This window comes from Mesorhizobium sp. WSM4813 (assembly GCF_055811555.1).
Genome location: NZ_JBVVQU010000030.1, coordinates 21,979 through 37,479, shown reverse-complemented (window position 1 = coordinate 37,479; position 15,501 = coordinate 21,979). Strand labels below are relative to the sequence as shown.

The window sequence follows — 15,501 nt, the reverse complement described above, 5'->3', positions numbered from 1 at the left end:
AGGAACCCAAGCTGGAATGAGCCGCGATCGACAGCCCCCTCTGTACTGCCGGACATCTTCCCCACGAGGGGGAGATTGCGCTCTCCCTCAAACCGCGATCCTTGGCCTTCCCGACGCCACCGCCACGACATGCGCCTCGATGAACATGCGCTGGGCTTCGACGGTGGAGACGCGGAACTCGGTGGCGACCTCGATCTCGGCGCTGTCGGTGCCGGCTTCCCTGGCCCGCCCGGCGGCGATTGTCCGCACATCGGTTTCCGCCGCGGCGATCGCCGCTGCCTCGTCGAGAAAATCGCGCACTGTCTCCCCGGACGAAACGCGGAACAGGCCCTCGCTGGGCTGGCTGACGCGGGCCTCGGCCGAGACGCGGACCTGGCCGACGACGGCGCCGAGCGCATTGGCGACGTCGGTATCCTCAGGCACCACGCAGCCATTGCCGACCAGCTCAGCCAGCCCAGCATAATGCAGCGGCGCCGAGGCGCCGAGGCCGATGACCGGACGGTCGAGCGCGACGCTGAGCCGGGCAATGCCGGGATGGGAATCGACGGCGCGCTGGACCAGCGCGTGCGCCACGGTTGCCGCGCCGTCGAGCCCGTCCTCGGCAAAGGCGGTTTCGAGGATGACTTCGGCCGACCAGCGCGTCAGCGTCAGCAGCACCCGCTCCGAAATCGCCTCCGGCGAAGCAGCGATGAACTGGCCGCGGCCGTCGCGCTTGCGGGTGAACAGTTCGGCGCCGAGCCTCGCGGTGGCGGCATCCCAGTTGGCCTGCTTGCCCAACACATGTGCGGCATCCGAGGGCGTAAAACCCGAGATATGCACCAGGCCGCGCGACACCAGCCGGTTCAAGGTGGCGTTCTGGGCGTTCGAGGTCAAAAGCCTGTCGAGGGCGAGTGGGGTCGAGCCGATCAGCTCGTAAAGCTTGGCTTCGGCGCCGGTCAGGCCCGCGGCCAACCGTTCCGGCAGGCCGGTGCGGACGGCGAAGCGGCCATCCATGCGGCCGGGGTTAGGCGCCCGCAACTGGCGTTCCAGTTCGACAGTCACCGCCTCGCCATGCACCATGCCGGCCAGAGCCAGCGGCACCAGGCGGCGCGGGCCGAGCAGGATCTTTGGGTTGAGCGCGCCGTCCTCCAGCGCCACTTCGGAATCGCCGCCGAGCCCAAAGGTGCGCATGGCCACCGCCTCGACCATGGTGCGGAAGCCGCCGACGGTGGCGCCTTCCGGATCCAGCCTGGGACGGCCCTGGTCGAGCACGGCGACGTCGGTGGTTGTGCCGCCGATGTCGGAAACGACAGCATTGTCGAGGCCGGTCATATGGCGGGCGCCGACCAGGCTGGCGGCCGGGCCCGAGAGAATCGTCTCGATCGGCCGCTGGCGGGCGAACGCCGCCGAAACAAGGGCGCCGTCGCCGCGCACCACCATCAGCGGGGCGGCGATGCCGCGCTGGCCAAGAAACCCTTCTGTTGCCGCGACCAGCCGGTCGATCATCGAGATCAGCCGGGCGTTGAGCAATGTCGTCAGCGCCCGGCGCGGCCCGCCGAGCTTGGCCGAAAGCTCGTGACTGGCGGTGACCGGCAGGCCGGTCTTTTCGCGGATCAGGTCGCGGGCGGCGAGTTCATGCGCCGGATTGCGGGTGGCGAAATAGGCGCAGACGGCAAAGCCGGACACCGAGGCGCCGAGTTCCGGCAGCGCCGCCTCCAGCCCGGACAGGTCGAGCTTTGCGGCATTGCCGTGGACGTCGTGGCCGCCGGGGCAGAACACGACAGGGTCGGTCCCGAGCGCCGCCTTCAGCCCATCGCGGGCGAGATCGCCCTCGGAAAAGCCGATCATCACCAGCGCCACGCGCCCGCCTTGCCCTTCCACCAGTGCGTTGGTGGCGAGCGTCGTCGACATCGACACCAGTTTTATCGCTGCCGGATCGGTGCCGGCTTTTTGCAGCACCGCATCGACCGCGCCCGATATGCCGACCGCAAGATCGTGGCGCGTGGTCAGCGCCTTGGCTTTGGCCAGCACTTTTCCGCTCGGACCGCCGGCCTCCGACCACAGCACGGCGTCGGTATAGGTGCCGCCGGTGTCGATGCCGAGGAACAGGGGGGATGGTTTGGTGGTCATTCTGGAGGGCCCGGCGAATTTCGTCCCCGCCCCTTAGCCGATACGGAACGGCGGATAAAGAAGCGAGCGCTGGGCCAACAGGCGATGATCGCGGTGACGGCCAATCTCCCCCCAAGTGGGGGAGATGTCCGGCAGGACAGAGGGGGGCGCTGTCCCGCCGGCCTTGCCGTGGTTCAGGACGCGCTTCCAAGCCCAGCCGCAATCACAATATGCTGGCAGACATTGTCGATGTCGCGGATGATGTCGTCATTCCAGAAGCGCAGGACGGTCCAGCCATCCTGTTCCAGCCGCAATGTCCTTACCTCGTCGCCGGCGACCGCATCACCTTGCGCATGCTGGGAGCCGTCGACCTCGACGATCAGTTTCTTCTCCGGGCAAGCGAAATCGACAATGTAACCGGCAATCGGAAATTGTCGGCGGAAGCCAAGCCCCATCAGCCGGTGCGCGCGAAGTTCGTTCCAGAGCTTCAATTCAGCTGATGTCATGACCTTGCGCATCGATCTGGCGTTTGCGCGAAGTTTTGGAGGCAATGGCGTGTGAGGCATTGTGCTTGTGAAATCAGCGCTCTACGGCGCCCCCCTCTGTCCTGCCGGACATCTCCCCCACTTGGGGGGAGATTGGCCCGCTTGGCCGCTGCGCCAGCTACCCCACAAACCCCACGCGTTTGTGGCTGCCATCGCAGAATGGCTTGTTGGCGGAATGGCCGCAGCGGCAGAGGAAGGTGCGCTGCGTGCGGTCGACCGTGTGGCCGGTGCCGGTGACGATCTCGACATTGCCTTCAAGCTTGAGCGGGCCGTTGGTGGTCGGCGTCACCGTCAGCGGCCCATTGCGCGCGTCCAGCGCCGGCGTGTCCTTCAGCGCCGGCTCGCCGGTGGCGGCGAAACCTGACTTGCTATGACTGCCGTCGCAGAACGGTTTGTTCTCCGACGCACCGCAGCGGCAGAGCGTGGCGCGAAAAGACGTCTCGTCGCCAAGCACGATCTCGGCATGCAGCGCCAGCGGGCCGTTTTCCCGGATGCGCACGGTGTTGACCACCGGCGGCTGTTCCTGCGGCCCGCCATCCTTCCTGACATAGGTGATGGCGCCGGACGGGCAGATTTCGGCGATCGCCACGATCTTCTCGACGCTGGCCGCCTCGGGGTGGATCCACTGGCCGGGCGCATTGGGCACGAAGACATGCGGATCGCCCAGCACGCAATTGCGCGCATGGATGCAGCGTTTTCCTGAAAAGCCGACATCGATCTTTTCGCCTTCGACCGTGCCTGCCATGGGTGCGCTCCTTGCCGATGCCTCACGCTATTGCGATGGCCCGGACGGCGTCAAGCCAGGAAGGCACGCCTCTTCTCCTTGCGAGAGCTTGCATGCGGGTGGAAGGGGCTGAATGGCCCGAGCGCCGGAAATATCTTTCCGAAGGTGCTGTAGCGGAAATCCCGCCCGGTATGAGGCGCCACATGCAGGTTGTTCAAATAAGCCAAGAAACCTTTGCCCGCCTTCAAGCGCATGCTGTACCATTGGTCGACACGATAGAGACTGTGATCAATCGAGCGCTTGATGCACTAGATGGAAGTACGGAGGGAGCGTTTAAGCCCGCCACGTTGGGAGGCTTTGATCCCTCTGCACCGCCAAACCTTTCCTTCACGACAGTGCGCTCCGTTATTGTTGCGGGGAAGAAACTCCCTCCTAAGGAAACCTATTGGAATTCCGTTTTTTTAGCTTGCGTTAGGGTTGCTGCGAAAAATGGGCTCTCTCCAAAGCAGATTAGTGAGCTTATTGTTGTAAATCACGTCATTGGCGTGAAAGAAGGTAGCGGGTATAAGTATCTGAAGGAGGCCGGGGTTTCTATTCAAGGGCAAGACGCAAATGTCGCTTGGAAGGCCGCCTACCATATTGCGAAACAAGTAAACATCTCTGTCGACGTTTCTTTTGTTTGGCAAAACAATCCGAAGGCGGTGTTTCCAGGGCAAACTGGTAAGCTGTCTGTTACAAAATAGATTTCCAGATAACGTTAGATCAGACTACCATAGAGGAAATGCATGTCCACCGATGTTGCTGCCCTTCGCATAGCTGATGAACCATTCCTTGTCGCAACTACTATCGAACGTTGCCCCAAAACCATGATGATTCGAGAGCTTTTTATGAACGCGGTTGAAGCCGCAATTCAGGCTCCGCCTGGATCGCAGGCAATCGAAATCCGAGCTTTGGATATCGGTGAAACCCAGAAACTAAGCATCTGGAATACTGGCCCTGGGATGTCGAGCGATGAGTTGCATCGCATTTGCGACATCGCCGCTTCTATCGGGAAGAGCAAGGGTCTGGATGAGAATTTTGGTATGGGTGCCAAGGTCGCGTCCTTGCCCTCGAACCGCTATGGACTGCGTTACCGTTCGAACGCAAAAGGTATCGTTAGCGAGGTAATCCTTGGCGAGCGCGGTGGTATTTATGGCCGGTTGCGGCGAGCAAACAGTGAAGGGCAACTCGAAGAGATTTTTGACGTCACGGACGTAGTTGCAGCAGATGGAGCCGACCTTAGTTTTGATTGGACCGAGGTCGTTCTATTTGGCAACAGCGCAGATCAGAACACTGTTAGGGATCCATACGACGGAAATCCGATCACCACGGGGCAGTGGCTCGCGGATTACTTGTACTATCGTTTCTATCGTTTGCCTGTAGGGCTATCTGTGCGTTTCCTCCCGAACACGCATAAACTCGACGGCACAAGGAGCTTTCGCACCATACCTGATCGGGCATTTCCCATGGGGCAAGCAGAAAGCGTACCCGCGCCGTCAGGAATAACAGTTCACTATTTCTATGATCCTCCGATGGCAGGCACTAGCCACAATCGATCAGTTAGCGGTGCGATCACCTCGGATGTCAGCACATGTGCTATCGTATACAAGAATGAGCTATACGATTTGAAACGCAGTCGACAATGGACCCTAGACGCGCCACTTTTTGGCATTCCATTTGGAGCTAAACATATATCAGTTCATATTGAGCTTCCCGAGGACGCTCCCGTTCGCCCAGAGGCGTACCGTCAGTTTCTGCGATATCGCGACGGGGAGCAGCGCCAAGTTGACGTCCGTGATTTCGGCGATGTTGTTCGAGACAATCGGCCCCAGTGGTTGCTTGATGTGATCAATTCATTCGCGCCTGTCGATTCCGGTGGCACGGACGAAATTCGAGATGAGTTACAACAACTGCTAAACAGTCTGCGGGTAAAAAGACCCGCTCAGCGGCTGGACCAGTTTGGCACGATTGATGTCGAACCAGGACAGGTCTTTGGCTCTAATTCCTTCTCGGAACCCAACAAGACGGGTGAGAGCGGAGCGGGTGGAAAGCGATATGCACTTGAAGGTCTCCTAGCCGTGCCCAGTGGTGCGAAACGGGCAACATCGTCTTTGAACGCGGACAAGGCACCGGAGATAGTTCTTCTCCACGATGACGGTCAGATAGAAGAAAAGGGCCGAAAGGGAAAAGCCGCCAAACTTTATAGGGACTCCGGCGCCGGGCAGCTCTTCGTGAATATGAATATCCATCGATCGAGTTGATGAGGGAACAGCTTCAAGTGGAGTATGCCGCATCACCTGACTTGGAGTTCATGCGCCAGATGGCAACTGAACTGGCTGAGCGAACCATCGTGTCGCGTGTCGGACGTGCAGTCATTTTTGCCCTCGCCAAGCAACTCAACCGAGAGTGGACCGCTGATGATATGGTTAAAGCACACTCTCCCGAAAGCCTAAGTCTCGCAGCTGACGACTACATGGACGCGATGCAAAACGCTCGGCGACGAATGGGCGCCAAGCCCTTCGCACCACCAAGGCCGACACTCAGCCGCTCCTCGCAGTGGAATAAAGCAGCTCCGACTTGGCGAAAGATCTTCACGGCGTTCCAGAGCACATGCTGGGCCTAGGGCTTGGAGCACTCGCTCACGCGAATTGGCACGCCAACTACTACAGCATGGATAACCGCTATTGGAACGAACTATCCGTTCTACAGGCGGCCCACGCCTGCGAAATTCTAATAAAAGCTCGAATCGCGCAAGAGCACCCCCTCCTCATATTTGAGCATCTGCCTAAGGCGTCTTCGGATCAAGCCCCCCTTTCCTTGCAGAAACTTGTCGAAAGCGGCCGGACTTATCAATTCGTTGACCTGCCAGACCGGCTGTGGGCTACAACTGGCATCAGGCTGCCTGAGCTTCAGCGGCACCAAGCATTCGGCCGTTTTCGAAATAGCATTCAGCATTTTTCGATCCCAGAACGCTTGGATGCAGCTGAGGAATCGGTCCGGTTTATCTATGAAGTGATCGACCCTTTCATCCAGCAGTGTTGGGGCCTACACGCGGTCGATTACAACGAGGATACCGAGCCTCATGTATATATCGTCGCGAATCTAATCAGACGCGGAATATTTTTCTCTGTGTCACCGGGTGTCGTGGAACACCTCGAATGGACTGAATTGGATTGGCCAGAAAACCAAACAAGCTATCGTCGTGAGATGGAAGCTCGGTTCAAAAAAGCCAGACTGAGTGGCTTGGAGGAAAAGTCTCCGACAGCATAGCTTTTGACTCAATCCCCCATCTTCAGCGCCTGGATAAACGCCTCCTGCGGGATATCCACCTTGCCGAACTGCCGCATCCGCTTCTTGCCCTCTTTCTGCTTGTCGAGCAGCTTGCGCTTGCGCGAGACGTCACCGCCGTAGCATTTGGCGGTGACGTCCTTGCGCAGCGCCGAAATGGTCTCGCGGGCGATGACCTTGCCGCCGATCGCGGCCTGGATCGGGATCTTGAACAGGTGGTGCGGGATCAGCTCCTTCAGCTTCTCGCACATCTGGCGGCCGCGCTTTTCCGCCGCCGTACGGTGGACCAGCATCGACAGCGCGTCGACCGGCTCCTCGTTGACCAGGATCGACATCTTCACCAGGTCGCCTTCCTTGTAGTCGGTCAGGTGATAGTCGAAGGAGGCGTAGCCCTTGGAGATCGACTTTAGGCGATCATAGAAGTCGAACACGACTTCATTGAGCGGCAGATCGTAGGTCAGCATAGCGCGCTTGCCGACATAGGACAGGTCGGCCTGAATGCCGCGCCGGTCCTGGCAGAGTTTCAGGATGCCGCCGAGATACTCGTCCGGCGTTAGGATCGTGGCGCGGATCCACGGCTCCTCGATCGCCTGGATTTTGACCACGTCGGGCATGTCGGCCGGGTTGTGCAGTTCCTTCATCGTGCCGTCGTTCAACAGCAGCCGGTAGACGACGCTAGGTGCGGTGGCGATGAGGTCGAGGTTGAACTCGCGCTCCAGCCGTTCCTGGATGATTTCGAGGTGCAGCAAGCCAAGAAAGCCGCAGCGATAGCCGAAGCCGAGCGCAGCACTTGTTTCCATTTCAAAGGAGAAAGAAGCGTCGTTGAGGCGCAGCTTGCCGACCGCGGCGCGCAAATCCTCGAAATCGGCGGCGTCGACCGGGAACAGGCCACAGAACACCACCGGCTGCGCCGGCTTGAAGCCGGGCAGAGCTTTTGCCGTCTGGCGCTTGTCCTCGGTGATGGTGTCGCCGACGCGGGTATCGGCGACTTCCTTGATCGAGCCGGTGAAGAAGCCGAACTCGCCGGGCCCGAGCTCGTCGACATTGATGCGGGCAGGCGTGAAGACGCCGGTGCGCTCGACCAGGTACTTGGCGCCGGTGCCCATCATACGGATGGTCTGGCCCTTCTTCAGCACGCCGTCGATGATGCGAACCAGCACGATGACGCCGAGATAGGCGTCGTACCAGCTGTCGACCAGCATCGCCTTCAGCGGCGCCGCGATGTCGCCCTCGCGCGGCGGCGGCAGATCATTGACGATCGCCTCCAGCACGTCGGGAATGCCGAGCCCGGTCTTGGCCGAGATCAGCACGGCGTTGGAGGCGTCGATGCCGATCACCTCCTCGACCTGCTCGCGGATGCGCTCGGGCTCGGCCGCCGGAAGGTCGACCTTGTTCAGCACCACGACGATCTCATGGTTGTTGTCGATGGCCTGGTAGACATTGGCCAGCGTCTGCGCCTCGACGCCTTGAGAGGCGTCGACGACCAGCAGCGAGCCCTCGCAGGCGGCCAGCGAGCGTGAGACTTCATAGGCGAAATCGACATGGCCGGGCGTGTCGATCAGGTTGAGGATATAATCCTCGCCATTCCTGGCGCGGTATTTCAACCGAACGGTCTGCGCCTTGATGGTGATGCCGCGCTCGCGCTCGATGTCCATCGAGTCCAGCACCTGCTCCTTCATGTCGCGCAGCTCCAGCCCGCCGGTGGACTGGATCAGCCGGTCGGCAAGCGTGGATTTGCCATGGTCGATATGGGCGACGATGGAGAAATTGCGGATGTTCTTGATCGGCGTGGTCATGTCGCGCGCTTTAGCAGGGGCAGCTTGTCCGGGCAAGCGGCGGCGGGCGCGGCGCATAAGCCTGCGGGCGCAAAGCCGTTAAACTTTGATCCATCAGATTAGAGCATAGTTCGCGCCCTGCGTGACAGGCCACGACCTGTCACCGTTTGGGGGGCCAAGCAATGCCACAATCTGGACGTCATTTTCTCAATTCCGAGAGCGGCTCCTTAGCGCCGATACTCGCCATTTTGCTGATCCCGATGACGGCCGCGTTGGGCTTTTCAATCGACTACAACTCGGCCGTTGCGACCAGGGCATCGATGCAGAATGCGCTCGATGCCGCGACGCTGTCGATCACGACACTGCCAACCAGCACGTCACTGGCGGACCGTCAGGTGAAACTGCAGGAGTCGTTTACCGCCAATAGCGGGCAAGGCACCGCCAAGCTCGATAGCTTCGTCGTCGCCGCCGACGGCACCGCCAGCATCGATGCTTCGGCCAAGTTTGCCATGCCTACGAACTTCATGCAGATCGCCCATGTCGACACGGTGCAGATCGGCGTCGCGTCGGCAGTGCGCAAGCGGCCGGCGCTGGTGCAGACCACGTTCAAGGTCGACAAGGTGTCGGGCCATTGGAACAAGACAATGACGCTCTACGGCACGAAATTCACCGAGACGGCGATCAATCCGTTGATGAAGATCACCTATGTCTACAACAACTTTGGTGATCCGAAAGGCTACGGCACGTCCACCGTGTACACGGTCAACGGAGCGACGAGCACGAAGGTCCAGGAACAGAAATGCACGACCAAGACGGTGCAGAATTTTAACGGCCTGCCTACCGGCGCGATTACACAGACGAGCGGCAACAAGAAATACCTGACCACCTGCACCAACACCATGACCCCCGCGAACGGCGCCGGCGCGGTGATCGACGTCAGCCTGATGGATGTGCTGTATCTGCAGATGGATGTGCCATCGGCCCAAACACCCAAGCTCAAGTCGAACGACGCGAACACATCGAACCGGTTGTACATCGATGGCGTTGAAGTCGCGAACGGCAAACTGGTGGACATCTTCACCGCCGTGCCGTGCGGCCAACCCAGCAAGCAGGCCTGGGAGGATGGCGGAACGACTGTACCGGCCCCGGTGTCCAACGCCGACTTTTTCTACACCGTGACCGGCAAGTGCGACTTCAATCAGCGGCCTTCGCAAACAGTGCTTACACAATAGGCTGGCCAGCTGCGGCGGGCGCCTCGGCAAGGGCCAGGAATGCATCCCAGCGCCGCCGAAGGGCGGCGTTGCTATTTGTGCTGGTTGATCCGACAGCGGTAAGACTGCGGTGCGAGATCGCTTGCTGATCGGCGGTGCATAGCCGGCCATTTTCTGATCTCGGTCCGCTGTCGATAAATGACCACACAGCTATGCAAGGCTCGCATCCTTCCGAATTCACGAAGGGACAAACCAATGGCGAGCAAACTGGTTTGGGGCATTCTCGGTGGGGTAGTGCTAGGCGCCGCGGTCGGCAATTTGGGCGGCAACACCGGGATCTGGATTGCCGTTTGCATTGCGGTCGGTGCCGCCGCGGCCGGCCTATGGCATTACATGGAAACGCGGCGCCAGGGCTGAGCGCAGCCAGCCACCATTTTGCTGCAGGCCAACGTGACTAGGTGAACGATCACGAAGCGGTGATGGCTGTAACGAACCGCACCGCGGCGGCGAAGTGTGGACATGACCGGCGCTCCACGCCCGTCGCAGCGGAGGACAGCCGATGACTGGATCAAAAGCCAAACGCAGCAGGAACGCGACGCATGCGGCCGCGGCGGCGCTGTTTTCGGCGACGATGCCGATGCGGCCGGCGCCTACGCACGGCAATGTGAAACGCCGGCGAACCCAAATGTTCTATAGTCAAAACACCATCATGGGAGATCAGACATGACCGGTATTCGAAAACCCGTTTCGAGGTGGTCGATGAACTTCGCCAGGGGCGCGCTTGCGGCGCTGATGCTCGCAGCGGCCGGCGCCGTCTTGTGGCAGACGCCGGCAATCTCGGCCGAGGCGGCGGTGGTGATCCCGCCACCCGCGATGGACGAGAAACCCGCCGCCGGCACCGCCAAGGCGGTCTTCGCCGGCGGCTGCTTCTGGGGCGTGCAAGGCGTGTTCCAGCACGTCAAGGGCGTGACCAGCGCCGTCTCCGGCTATGCCGGTGGGACCGAGGACACCGCCGACTACGAGACGGTCGGCACCGGCCGGACCGGGCACGCCGAAGCCGTCGAGATCACCTATGAGCCTTCCAAGATTACATACGGCCAGTTGCTGCAGGTGTATTTCTCGGTCGCGCACAACCCGACACAGCTGAACTACCAGGGTCCGGACCGCGGCTCCCAGTACCGTTCGACGATCTTTGCCGAAAACGACGCCCAGAAGAAGATCGCCGAGAGCTACATCGCCCAGCTCGACAAGGCCAAGGTGTTTCCAGAGCCAATCGTGACCACGCTGGAGACCGGAAAGACGTTCTATCCGGCCGAAGACTATCACCAGGATTTTTTGACGCTGAACCCGACCTATCCCTACATCGTCTACAACGACCTGCCCAAGGTCGAGAATTTGAAGACGCTATTCCCCAATCTTTACAGCGACAAGCCGGTGCTGGTGCTGGCCGCCAACAAGAGCTGATCTTTTACTGGCCAGGCGGGCGGCGACGCCCGCCCGTAGCCATCAAACGTTGGCGGGACAGCGCCCCCCTCTGTCCTGCCGGACATCTCCCCCACAAGGGGGGAGATTGGCAGCTTTTGCCATCCCGCCTTTCCTCACGTTGGAGATTGGCGAAGGCCGAGGTGACATCCAATCTCCCCCCTTGTGGGGGAGATGGCCGGCAGGCCAGAGGGGGGCGTGAAGGATCGCCGGCGTTGCTGTGCAGCGGTTCTTGTCTTTATGCCACGTCGTTGTCCCAAAACCGCTGCGCACTTTTGGGCGACATGGATTATTACACGCCCAGAAACTGCCTGAGCTCCGGCGTCCTCGGGTTGGCGAAGACGTCCTCGGGGGCGCCGATCTCGTGGACGCGGCCCTGATGCATGAAGACGACACGCGAGCAGACGTCGCGGGCGAAGCGCATCTCGTGGGTGACCATCACCAGCGTCATGCCTTCCGCGGCCAATTCCCTCACGACCGCCAGCACCTCGGCGACGAGTTCGGGATCGAGCGCCGAGGTGATCTCGTCGCACAGCAGCGCGATGGGCTGCATGGCGAGCGCCCGGGCGATGGCCACGCGCTGCTGCTGGCCGCCGGACAATTCATCCGGCAATGCGTCGAACTTGTGGACGAGACCGACGCGTTCGAGCATTTTTCGCGCGACCGCTTCGGCGTCCTTTCTCGGCGTCTTCTTCACCACCATCTGCGACAGCATGACATTGCCGCCGGCCGTGAAGTGCGGAAACAGGTTGAATTGCTGAAAAATCATGCCGACCTTCAGGCGCAGCGCCTTGAGGTGAACCTCGTCGGGCAGGAACTGGGCGCCGGCGACGACGATCGAGCCTTCATCGATGGTCTCCAGCCCGTTGATGCAGCGCAGCAGCGTCGACTTGCCGGAACCGCTCTTGCCGATGATGGCGACGACCTCGCCCGGCGCGATGTCGATGGAAATCCCCTTCAGCACCTCATTGTCGCCGAAGCGCTTCTTCACCTCAGTGATTGCGATGAGCGACATTGAGCTTCCTTTCCAGGAGCTGGCTGGATTTCGACAGCGGCCAGCACAAAGAAAAATAGATGAGCGCGACCAGGCCATAGACGGTGAACGGCTGGAACGTCGCGTTGGTGACGATCGAACCGGCCTTCGACAATTCGACAAAGCCGATGATGGAGGTGAGCGCGGTGCCTTTCACCACCTGCACCGAGAAGCCGACGGTCGGCGGCACCGCCACTTTCAGCGCCTGCGGCAGTATGACGTAGCGCATCTGCTGGAGATAACCCATGCCGAGGCTGGCGGATGCCTCCCATTGACCCTTGGCGATGCTCTCGACGCAGCCGCGCCAGATCTCGGCGAGGAAGGCGGCGGTCCATAGGATGAGCGCGACACAAGCGGCAAGCCACGCGGGAACGTCGATGCCGAACAGGCCAAGGCCGAAGAAAGCGAGAAAGAGCTGCATCAGGAGCGGCGTGCCCTGGAACAGCTGGATATAGCCGCGTGACAGAAGCCGCAGCCAATGCCGGCCGCCGATGCGCAGGAAAAGCAGGGCCGCGCCAACGATGCCGCCGCCGATGAAGGAGACCAGCGAAAGGACAACCGTCCAGCGGGCAGCCAGAAGCAGATTGCGCAGGATGTCCCAGAAGCTGAACTCGGTCATGGCGCCTGTCTCATCGCGACGCCTTCCTTGGAAACAGCATCCAGCCCAGGCCGGCCAGCAGCTGGCGCAGCAGGATCGCGAGGGCCAGGTAGATCAAGGTGGAGACGATGTAGGTTTCGAAGGCCCTGAAATTGCGCGACTGGATAAAGTTGGCGGCGAAGGTCAGGTCCTCGGCGGCAATCTGCGAAACGACGGCCGAACCCAGCATGACGATCACGATCTGCGACGACAGCGCAAGCCAGATGCGCTGCAGCGCTGGAACCAGAACCACATACCAGAAGCTCTGGAACGGGGTCATGGCGAGGCTGGCGCCGGCTTCGAACTGGCCGCGTGGCGTGGCCTGGATGCCGGCGCGGATGATCTCGCAGCTGTAGGCGCCGAGATTGACGATCATGGCGAGGTTGGCCGCGCTCAGTTCCGACATCCTGATGCCAAGCGACGGCAGCCCGAAGAAGATGAAGAACAGCTGGATGAGGAAGGGCGTGTTGCGGATCAGCTCGACATAGGTCGCGACGACGGGTTTTAGCCATTTCGGCCCCAGCGCCCGCACCCAGGCGCAAGCAATGCCCAATGCCACGCCGAACACCGCGCCGATCAGGATGAGCTGCACGGTAATCCGGATGCCCTTGAGCAGCACCGGCAGAGAACCGATCAGCCAGCCGAAGTCGAACTGATAGGTCATGGCTTGCTGCCTGGCCTAAACCACGCGCGGCGGGCGGCGATCACAGGTCAGCCGGCAGGTCCACCTTCAGCCATTTTTGCGAAATCGCGTTGAGGGCGCCATCGGACCTGGCGGCGGCAATGATGCCGTTGACCTTGGCCATCAACGCCGGCTCCTCCTTGTTCATGCCGATGTAGCAAGGCGAGTTCTTGATCAGGAACTTGAGCTCCGGCCGCTTGGGCGGGTTCTTTTCAAGGATGGCGGCGGCGACGACATTCCCGGTGGCGATCACCTCGACCTGGCCCGAAAGGAAAGCGGAAATAGTGCCGTTATTGTCCTCGTAGCGCTTGATCTCGACGCTCGCCGGCACGACTTTGGTCAGTTCGAGGTCTTCGATCGCGCCGCGGGTGACGCCAACGGTCTTGCCGGCGAGATCTTCCGCCTTCGCGACCGCGACGTCCGCCGGAGCGAACACGCCGTTGTAGAAGGGGCGTAGGCTTCCGAGAAGTCGATGACCTTCTCGCGATCGGGATTCTTGCCGAGGCTGGAGATGACCAGATCGACCTTGTTGGTCTGAAGATAGGGAATGCGGTTGGCGCTGGTGACCGGGACGATCTCGACCTTGGCGCCGAGTTTTTCGCCAATCAGATTGGCGATATCGATGTCGTAGCCTTGCGGCGTCATGTCGGCGCCGACACTGCCGAAGGGCGGAAAATCCTGTGGCACGGCAATGCGGATGGTGCCCCGTGCGCCGATGTCGCTCAAAGCATCAGCCCGCGCCTGCGGGAACGGAGCCATGGCCATTCCAGCCACGGCGGCGAGGGCCAGCATGCACACATTGCGACGGTTCATTATTTTTCCCTTTGACTGAACGAAAACGATTTGTCGTCAGGGCAAAGCAACAGACATGCCAAACCATCGAAATCAGCGAGAACCGCGCTTTCCCAATAGGATCCGGAAGACCTGCTTCACGATCCAATGCCGCCCGACTGGCAGGCTGCCTAAATATTGTGCAGTGCGGCGGTTGCCTGTCACTCGTAGGTCAGATCCGTCGCCTTGCCGCCGAAGACGCGGTAGGCATAAAACGAATAGAAAATGATGATCGGCAGCACGACCACCGTGCCGGCCAGGATGATGGCGAGGCTCTCGGGCGCGGACGCCGCCTGCCAGATGGTCAGCCTGTCTGGCACGACGAAGGGATAGAACGACCAGGCGAGCCCGGCAAAGCCCAGCGTGAAGATGGCGGCCAGTGTCAAGAACGGCGTCAGCGCATGGCGGTCGTCCGCCTTAGGCAAATGGAAGGTCTGCCGCCACAGCCACGCGAACAGCACCGCCGACAGGATCGGCAGCGGCGACAGATAGAGCATGGCGGGCCAGACGAACCATTTGTCGAAGATGCGCGGACTGGCGAGCGGCGTGGCCAGCGAAACGGCGACCATGCCGAGCGCGGTCAGCACCAGCGCCCGGCGCAGCCAGAGCACCGCCTTCTTCTGCAATTCGCCTTCCGTCTTGTAGATGACCCAGGCCGCGCCCATCGCCGCATAGGCGGCGGCAAGGCAGAGCGCCACCAGCGCGCCGAAGGCCATGCCGCCGAGGCCGACATCCAGGCCGAGCACATAGATCCCCAGCATGTAGCCCTGCGCCAGGGAGGCGATGACCGAGCCCAGGAAGAAGATGCGGTTCCAGCGATGCTTCCGGCCGGCCGGCACCTTGGCACGGAAATCGAAGGCAACGCCGCGCAGGATCAGGCCGACAAGGAGCAGGAAGACCGGAATGTAGAGCGCGGTGAGGATGGTGCCGTGCGCCAGCGGGAAGGCGACCAGCAACAGGCCGACGGCTAGCACCAGCCACGTCTCGTTGGCGTCCCAGAACGGGCCTATTGCCGCGATCATCGTGTCCCGCTCGGCGTCCTCAGCCGCCGCGAACAAGATGCCGATGCCGAGATCGAAGCCGTCGAGGATGACGTAGATCAGGATGGCAAGGCCCATCAGGCCGGCGAAGATGAGGGGGAGCAATGTCGGCCAGTCGAGGGTCAT

Annotated in this window: 14 protein-coding genes and 1 pseudogene; 6 read left to right on the top strand and 9 right to left on the bottom strand. The window is 61.1% G+C overall.

Annotated features, from left to right (window positions below; all coding sequences use genetic code 11):
* Positions 1-87: 87 nt before the first annotated feature.
* The 3 genes from AC0L25_RS18575 to AC0L25_RS18565 all read right to left on the bottom strand — a co-directional run bounded on the left by AC0L25_RS18575 (position 88) and on the right by AC0L25_RS18565 (position 3,378).
* Positions 88-2,109, bottom strand: a complete 2,022-nt coding sequence (locus tag AC0L25_RS18575; protein ID WP_473596844.1) for a hydantoinase/oxoprolinase N-terminal domain-containing protein — start codon at positions 2,107-2,109, stop codon at positions 88-90.
* 173 nt (positions 2,110-2,282) lie between these two features.
* Complete coding sequence (locus tag AC0L25_RS18570) at positions 2,283-2,654, bottom strand: endonuclease domain-containing protein (protein WP_473596843.1); 372 nt, start codon at positions 2,652-2,654, stop codon at positions 2,283-2,285.
* 97 nt (positions 2,655-2,751) lie between these two features.
* Positions 2,752-3,378, bottom strand: a complete 627-nt coding sequence (locus tag AC0L25_RS18565; protein WP_473596842.1) for a CDGSH iron-sulfur domain-containing protein — start codon at positions 3,376-3,378, stop codon at positions 2,752-2,754.
* A gap of 92 nt (positions 3,379-3,470) precedes the next feature.
* Here AC0L25_RS18565 and AC0L25_RS18560 point away from each other — a divergent pair, with 92 nt between their 5' ends.
* The 3 genes from AC0L25_RS18560 (at position 3,471) to AC0L25_RS18550 (ending at position 6,666) form a co-directional block, all read left to right on the top strand.
* The gene (locus AC0L25_RS18560) at positions 3,471-4,100 is read left to right on the top strand and encodes a T4SS efffector SepA family protein (RefSeq protein WP_473596841.1); all 630 of its coding nucleotides are present in this window, start codon (positions 3,471-3,473) and stop codon (positions 4,098-4,100) included.
* Positions 4,101-4,142: 42 nt separating this feature from the next.
* Positions 4,143-5,657: an ATP-binding protein gene (locus tag AC0L25_RS18555; protein ID WP_473596840.1), complete on the top strand. Its 1,515-nt coding sequence runs from the start codon at positions 4,143-4,145 to the stop codon at positions 5,655-5,657.
* A gap of 316 nt (positions 5,658-5,973) precedes the next feature.
* Positions 5,974-6,666 carry a hypothetical protein gene (locus tag AC0L25_RS18550; RefSeq protein ID WP_473596839.1) on the top strand — a complete coding sequence of 231 codons (693 nt, stop codon included), beginning with the start codon at positions 5,974-5,976 and terminating at the stop codon, positions 6,664-6,666.
* A gap of 8 nt (positions 6,667-6,674) precedes the next feature.
* On the opposite strand, the gene lepA is transcribed toward AC0L25_RS18550, so the two are convergent.
* Positions 6,675-8,480: a translation elongation factor 4 gene (gene lepA, locus AC0L25_RS18545; RefSeq protein ID WP_473596838.1), complete on the bottom strand. Its 1,806-nt coding sequence runs from the start codon at positions 8,478-8,480 to the stop codon at positions 6,675-6,677.
* Between the two features lie 161 nt (positions 8,481-8,641).
* Here lepA and AC0L25_RS18540 point away from each other — a divergent pair, with 161 nt between their 5' ends.
* From AC0L25_RS18540 to msrA, 3 genes are all read left to right on the top strand, one after another.
* A complete protein-coding gene (locus AC0L25_RS18540) occupies positions 8,642-9,691 on the top strand; it encodes a TadE/TadG family type IV pilus assembly protein (protein ID WP_473596880.1) in 1,050 nt (349 codons plus the stop codon).
* Between the two features lie 234 nt (positions 9,692-9,925).
* The gene (locus tag AC0L25_RS18535; protein ID WP_473596837.1) at positions 9,926-10,087 is read left to right on the top strand and encodes a hypothetical protein; all 162 of its coding nucleotides are present in this window, start codon (positions 9,926-9,928) and stop codon (positions 10,085-10,087) included.
* Positions 10,088-10,393: 306 nt separating this feature from the next.
* The gene (msrA, locus tag AC0L25_RS18530) at positions 10,394-11,134 is read left to right on the top strand and encodes a peptide-methionine (S)-S-oxide reductase MsrA (protein ID WP_473596836.1); all 741 of its coding nucleotides are present in this window, start codon (positions 10,394-10,396) and stop codon (positions 11,132-11,134) included.
* 310 nt (positions 11,135-11,444) lie between these two features.
* Here the strand turns inward: msrA and AC0L25_RS18525 are convergent, their stop codons facing one another.
* The 5 genes and pseudogenes from AC0L25_RS18525 to AC0L25_RS18505 all read right to left on the bottom strand — a co-directional run bounded on the left by AC0L25_RS18525 (position 11,445) and on the right by AC0L25_RS18505 (position 15,501).
* Positions 11,445-12,167, bottom strand: coding sequence for an amino acid ABC transporter ATP-binding protein (locus AC0L25_RS18525; RefSeq protein WP_473596835.1), 723 nt, complete (start codon positions 12,165-12,167; stop codon positions 11,445-11,447).
* A complete protein-coding gene (locus AC0L25_RS18520) occupies positions 12,145-12,804 on the bottom strand; it encodes an amino acid ABC transporter permease (protein ID WP_473596834.1) in 660 nt (219 codons plus the stop codon). Before AC0L25_RS18520 ends, AC0L25_RS18525 begins: the two co-directional genes overlap by 23 nt.
* Positions 12,805-12,814: 10 nt before the next feature.
* Entirely contained in the window at positions 12,815-13,486 is a 672-nt protein-coding gene (locus AC0L25_RS18515; RefSeq protein ID WP_473596833.1) for an amino acid ABC transporter permease, read from the bottom strand.
* A gap of 40 nt (positions 13,487-13,526) precedes the next feature.
* Positions 13,527-14,296, bottom strand: a pseudogene (locus AC0L25_RS18510) (transporter substrate-binding domain-containing protein).
* A gap of 200 nt (positions 14,297-14,496) precedes the next feature.
* Positions 14,497-15,501 carry a cytochrome d ubiquinol oxidase subunit II gene (locus tag AC0L25_RS18505; RefSeq protein ID WP_473596832.1) on the bottom strand — a complete coding sequence of 335 codons (1,005 nt, stop codon included), beginning with the start codon at positions 15,499-15,501 and terminating at the stop codon, positions 14,497-14,499.